This window comes from Pontiella sp. (assembly GCF_041622395.1).
Classification (GTDB): Bacteria; Verrucomicrobiota; Kiritimatiellia; order Kiritimatiellales; family Pontiellaceae; genus Pontiella.
The window spans coordinates 1-5879 of sequence record NZ_JBFJYW010000242.1 but is presented as its reverse complement, the minus strand read 5'-3'; the positions used below and the strand labels follow the sequence as shown (position 1 = coordinate 5879).

The 5879-nt window shown below is 60.3% G+C and carries 2 protein-coding genes and 1 pseudogene; 2 read left to right on the top strand and 1 reads right to left on the bottom strand.

Annotation, left to right across the window (positions count from 1 at the left end; genetic code table 11):
• A pseudogene (locus ABYO54_RS13055) lies at positions 1 to 596 on the top strand (hypothetical protein); the annotation flags it as partial.
• Positions 597 to 660: 64 nt separating this feature from the next.
• On the opposite strand, the gene ABYO54_RS13050 reads toward ABYO54_RS13055, so the two are convergent.
• Entirely contained in the window at positions 661 to 2367 is a 1707-nt protein-coding gene (locus ABYO54_RS13050; RefSeq protein ID WP_372808688.1) for a hypothetical protein, read from the bottom strand.
• Between the two features lie 330 nt (positions 2368 to 2697).
• Between ABYO54_RS13050 and ABYO54_RS13045 the strand changes: the two genes are divergently transcribed.
• The coding region (locus ABYO54_RS13045; RefSeq protein WP_372808687.1) for a sialate O-acetylesterase at positions 2698 to 5879 on the top strand (3182 nt) is incomplete at its 3' end.

Genomic DNA, 5879 nt, shown 5'->3' with positions numbered 1-5879 from the left:
TCTGCGATATCTACGTGGATGGGGAGTTGGTCGCGGAGGATGTCGATACGCATGGTTCGGCGTCTCAGGCCGTGGTTTACGAGGCGGCGCTTTCCAATGGAATCCACACGGTCAAGCTCGTGGCCACCGGAAACAAGAGTTCGAGTTCGGCGGGCGCGAACATCATGTTTGATTTCTTGGTGTACACCACGTCGGAACAGCAACCTCCGCAGCTCCCGACCGATACCGACTCGGACGGCTTGCCGGATGTTTGGGAGGTTCGGTATCTGGAAACGCTCTCCAAAAACGCAGGGGAGGACGACGACCGCGACGGGCTCTCCAATCAGGATGAATATGTGGCGGGAACGCATCCGAAGAACGCCGGTTCCGTGTTCAAGATCCAGCGCTTTGCCGAAGATTCCTCCGGCGAGGGCTATCTGCTGAGCTGGGATTCCGTGGCCGGGCGAACCTACCGCGTGCTGGAATCAGTCGATCTGGCTTCCAGCGTTTGGCAGGTGGTCTCCTCCAACCTGACCGGATCGGGGGAGGAACTGGCGTACCGCTCCCCGGAAGGCGCTCCAACCAACCGGTTCTATAAAATCCAGGTCGCCAAATAAGAGGGTTTCCCGCCGTTGGAAGCGTCCGTTTCCTGAACGCTTCCAGCGGATGGGCAACGTCGGGTTATCGCCTTACGGTTTTGAAGTCGGGGAGCTTTTCGCCGGCGAGTTGCTGGTGCACGCAGATGGGCACGTAGCCGGCTTCCAGCCCTTTCGGGGGGGTGACGATCAATCCGTCGTCGAGCGCGATCAGTTCCTGCGCGGGGTCCGGGAAGTATTGATCGTCCTTCGACCAATGGCGATGGATCAGTTCCACGCGCTTTTGGATCAGCTCGCGCTCCGCGTCGTCCATGTGGGAATTCAGAATGGCGGGTTGCTCGTTGAATTTGTACCAATAGTACACAACCTGGCTGCCGTCGCTCAGCCGGGTCACGAAGGGGCCCGCGACCGGGCCGGGCGTTTTCCAGACGTCAACGACCTTGTCGCTATACGTATACTCCGGGTTGAGGGGCGTCGTGATCGGGTCGTTGGTGAATCCGTCGAACTCGAAGTCCTCCCGCGCATCCGCCGGGAAGTCGACTTTCGTCAGTCTGCTTTCGCGCGGGACATCCCGTTCGGGAATGGCAACGATGGTTTTGGAACCGTTTTTCAAGCAATAGTACTCGGGGAGTTTGACCAGATCCGGACGATACGCTTGCGTTGCAAGCGTTCCGTTCCAACGGTAGGCCGAGGCGGAGGGGTCGCTGTCCTTTACTTGGGTGATGAAATCCTTGGTGTCGACCCGGATGGTCTTGTTCATCCTGAAGTTGAAGAAGGCCGTCTTGTTTTTGCGAAGATGGATTTCCTTTCCAATGGCGCCAAAGCCGGCGGGGGCGGGTTGGCCGCCGGAAAACCAAGCTTCGAGCTGGTCCCACTTGGTGGAATCGAACGTCATCGGCATCGAGCCCAGCCGGGTGATGCCGTCTTTATCCACGGGAAGCGTATAGGGCGAGATGCGGTAGTAGACGTCGCCGTTGGCCGCCGTCCATTGCTTGGCCGGAATCACGTTGGTTTCCCGTTGGTAGACCGAGTTGACTTTCAAGAAGCTACTGTCGAGGCATTGGCCATGCAGGTGCGGGTTTTCGATGGAATACTTCGCCCAGTGATACGGGGTGAAAAAGCATACCGGACCGCTAAAGTTCTTGGTGTTGAAGAAGAGCGTCCAGCAGTGGTTGCCCGACGGGGCATCCGTGCCCGCCGTGGAGCTCTTCGGTTCGGTCAGCGGCAGGGCATAGTACCCGTAGCCCAGCATCTGGTTGTTGGAACCTTCTTTGAAGCCAACGCCGTCGAGCGGGTAGATCAGGCGGTTGCTCAGTTGGGCGGCGCCGTAGCGGCCGAGGTTTTTATCCCATCCGAGCGAGGGCGAATTCTTGGCTCGCTCGAAGCTGGGCACACCTTGCCCGGGGCCGTTCGAGAACGAACCAAAGCCTCCGGCAACGGCTCCGGTGGTGAATTTTTGCGGCGTTTTTTGCGAGCGGAAGTGCAAATAGGGTTTATACCCCGCGCCGCCTTCCATGCAGTGGTATCCGTATTTGTCGCGGCTATAGTCGTCCTTGCCGTAGATCTCAACCGGCCGATACCACGTGTGGAAGAGCCCGCTTTGGTAGAAGCTGCCCACCGAGTCGGGGTACACGGTGTTATGCACGTTGACGTAATGGAAGGCACCGCGGTTGTGGCTTTGGGGCGAGTCCGCCTCGTACCCAAAGTGCATATAGGGCTTGAACGTGGCCTTCTCCAGTTGGGCGCTTGCGCTCATGACGAGCATTGAAAAGATCAGATATCGTGGCTTCATATGATTTGGTCCCCGTTGAAATTGACCCCCTTTGTTTCCAAAAAGAGCGATCAGCAAAAAAAGCAGGAGCATGTTAAGCGGCACCGACAGGATAGCAAGCCCGCGTTGCAGGTTCTGGTTGTGAGGCGGACGGGCGTTTGGATTCAACGCTCCGTCCATCCGCCCTTTTCGCTCAACCAAGCCGCAAGGCGCGGGGGGGCGCTTGCCGCATCCGAGGAAGCGTGCACATGGACGCCTGAATGGTACAATGCCGGCAGTGCTGTTCGTGCTAGCTTATTGGGTGAAAACTTGGATTGGATTGTTGAATTCATAGGCAGCGGGGAAAAAGGGATGAAATCACGGAATCGAGTCAAGCGCCCGGCGGGATGCGGGTTGCGCCAGGGCTGGTCGGGCCTGCTGGCCGTTGGTGCGGCACTTTTCATGAGTGGCGCGGTGGGTGCGGTCGAACCGGGGCCGGTCAAGGTGTATGTGCTCTCGGGCCAGTCCAACATGGCGGGGCAGGGCGAACTCTATTCTTCGACAGGCCGGCCGGGAACCCTCGACTACATGTCGACCAACAACCCGACGGGGCCTTACGGTTTTGTTTTGGACGATCAAAATGCAGACGGATGGGCGACCTTCGAGAAGGTCTGGATTCACTACGAGAAAGACGCGACCGACCTGCGGACCGGCGACCTGACCATCGGGTACGGCAACCTTACGGACGAGATCGGTCCCGAACTCGGCTTCGGGTATGTGATCGACGACCACTGCACCAACCAGGTGTTGCTCATCAAAGCCGCGTGGGGCGGCAAGAGCCTGGCGGTCGACTTCCGGCCCCCGAGTTCCAGCGGCGACACGGGCTTCTACTACAATGAAACCCTGCGCGTCGTGGCCGACGCCCTCGACAACCTCGGCACCTATTTCCCGGAGTATGATGAATCGCAAGGCTATGAGATCGTCGGCTTCGGCTGGCATCAGGGCTGGAACGACCGCATCAGCGCAACGTATGTCGCCGAATATGAAGAAAACATGGCCAACTTCATCCGCGACATCCGCGCCGATCTCGGCGCGCCGTTTCCGTTCGTGATTGCCACCACGGGGATGGAGGGGTGGGACGAAAGTAAAACGCTGGCCCTGGATCTGATGCAGGCGCAGCTCAACGTGGCGCAGTACGACGAGTTCGTGGGCAACGTCTATACGGTCGATACCCGCGACTTCTGGCGCGACTACGCGGATTCGCCCGCCGACCAAGGCTACCATTGGAACCGCAACGCGCTGACCTACCTCGACATCGGCATGGCCATGGCCGGCGCAATCACCAACCTCGTGCCCGCGCGCTGCCCATCGGCCCTTCGCGCCACGGGAGGGCCCGACGGCGTAACCTTGTCCTGGAGCCTCGGCACCGAGACGCCCACCGGCGTCCAGGTGCTGCGCAACGACGTGGAGATCGAAAGCGCGCTGGCCGGAACCAACACCACCTATCTCGACACCGCCTCCGAACCGGGGGTAACCCAGTACGAACTGGTCTTCACCATGCCCGGCGATCCGTGCGCTCCGCTCACCAACACCGTCGATACCAGCCTCAGCGATCTTGCCGGTGTCGTGGTCGATGGGGACGTTGTCCTGACCTGGTCCAACCACCTGACGTATGCGGGCATCGAGATCACGCGCGACGGCGTCGTCATCGAGCCCGCGCTCGACGGTACGCTCCAGACCTACACGGATCTCGAAGCCCCCACTTCCGGGTTTTCAACCTACACCGCGGTCTCCACCGACGGCGTTTGCGTTCCAGCCTCCACCGTGGTCAACCTCAACACCTCGAGTGTCACCGGGGCGGTTATGTTCGCGGACACCTTCGATCGCGATGCCGGCACCGATTTGAACGCCTCGACCGATGGCAAATCCGGGTATCTCGGCGCGCTGAACTATACGGGGCGGACGATCGGCACCGTGACGCTCGATATCAACAACAACACCCTGCGCATCAACGGTCCCGCGGGCGACGGCGCCTACGGCGGATTGGTCTACATCAACAATCATAACTTCGTCGATCCGAGCATCGAAACGGGCGGCGGTTTCAGCATCAGTGTCGACATCGCGGAGTATTCGACCCTGGGCAGCGGCCGCCAAATGTCCGTTGGGGTGGGGCAGACGCTGGCCGACCTCGACGCGCAAACGGGCGTGAATCCAGTCAGCCAGGTCTCGGATCTGGTGGTTGCCTACCGCAATACCACCGATACGCTGGAAATCTATAAAAACGGCGTGTTGGACGAGGCCGAGACCGTCATCGGTGGCCTGCCGGACGCCTCCACCACGATGCGGGTCGAGTACACCCTCGCGAGCTTCGATGCGGGATCGACCGTAACCTACAACGTCTTTTTCGATGACGATTATACCGCCTTCGCCTCTGGGTCGTTCACTTGGAGCGGCACCGACGAAAACTACATCAGCCTCGCGTCGAACCTCAGCAACGACTCGCGGTTCGACAACCTGGAAATCCGTGGCGGAGCCGCCGTGGTCGATAACGATCCGCCGACGCCCAATCCGATGACCTGGGCGACGCCGCCGACCGCGGCAAGCTATAACTCGGTCACCATGACCGCCACCACGGCCAGCGACCTCAGCGGTGTGGAATATTATTTCACCTGCACGGCGGGCGGCGGCCACGACAGCAGCTGGCAGAGCAGCCCGACCTATACCGACACCGGGCTGTCCGCCGAAACCGCCTATACCTACACCGTCATGGCGCGCGATACCTCGACCGGCCAGAACACCACCGCCGAATCGGAGCAGGCTTCGGCCACCACGCCCGTCGCTCCGTCGGAAGTCGCCATTGCCGGTGTCGATTTCGAAGACGATTCCGACGCATCGTTCGACCGAACTCCGGACGATCTCAACGCGGACGACGGCATCGCGGTTTCCGCCGATTGGAGCTATACCGGGTATGCGTTGGATGTGAAGGAGGACGCTACCGCCATTGCGAGCGGAACCACTTCGGGAAGCTATTGTGCCAAGCTGAATGGAGGAACAAAAAATGTGACGGAGCGGCCGAGTGTCGCGCCGACGACGGACTATTTTTCGTGGTCGATCACCATCCCGGCCGACGTGGTACTGAACCTCTCGGAAATCTCATTTGACCTGCGTCAGGGCACCGCCACGAGCGGCACCACCCGCTGGGCGATGTTCAATACCAGTCTTGACGGCGGCCCCGGTGCTGCCGCGCTCTGGGGCGTGGATGCTCCGCCCTTGCGCGGCGATGGGTGGGAGAACGCGGTTATCGATTTGAGCGGAGACCTCTATCAGGGCCTGTCCGGCACCAACGTCACCTTCTATTGGTACAATGAGTGGAGCGGTAGCGATATCGACACCATCGTCGTCAAGGGATCGTACGGATCCGCCGAGGTGGAAATCGGCGCCATCGGGATGACGGTGTCCGGCTCGGCGCTGGGCTTCAGTTGGTACGGCGAAGCCGGGCAAAGCTATGCGCTCGAAACCACCGACGATTTGGTTGCCGGAAGCTGGCAAACCGT

Excerpts from the sequence above, each read along its gene's own strand:
- ABYO54_RS13050 (WP_372808688.1), bottom strand. The coding sequence starts at position 2,367 with ATGAAGCCACGATATCTGATCTTTTCAATGCTCGTCATGAGCGCAAGC.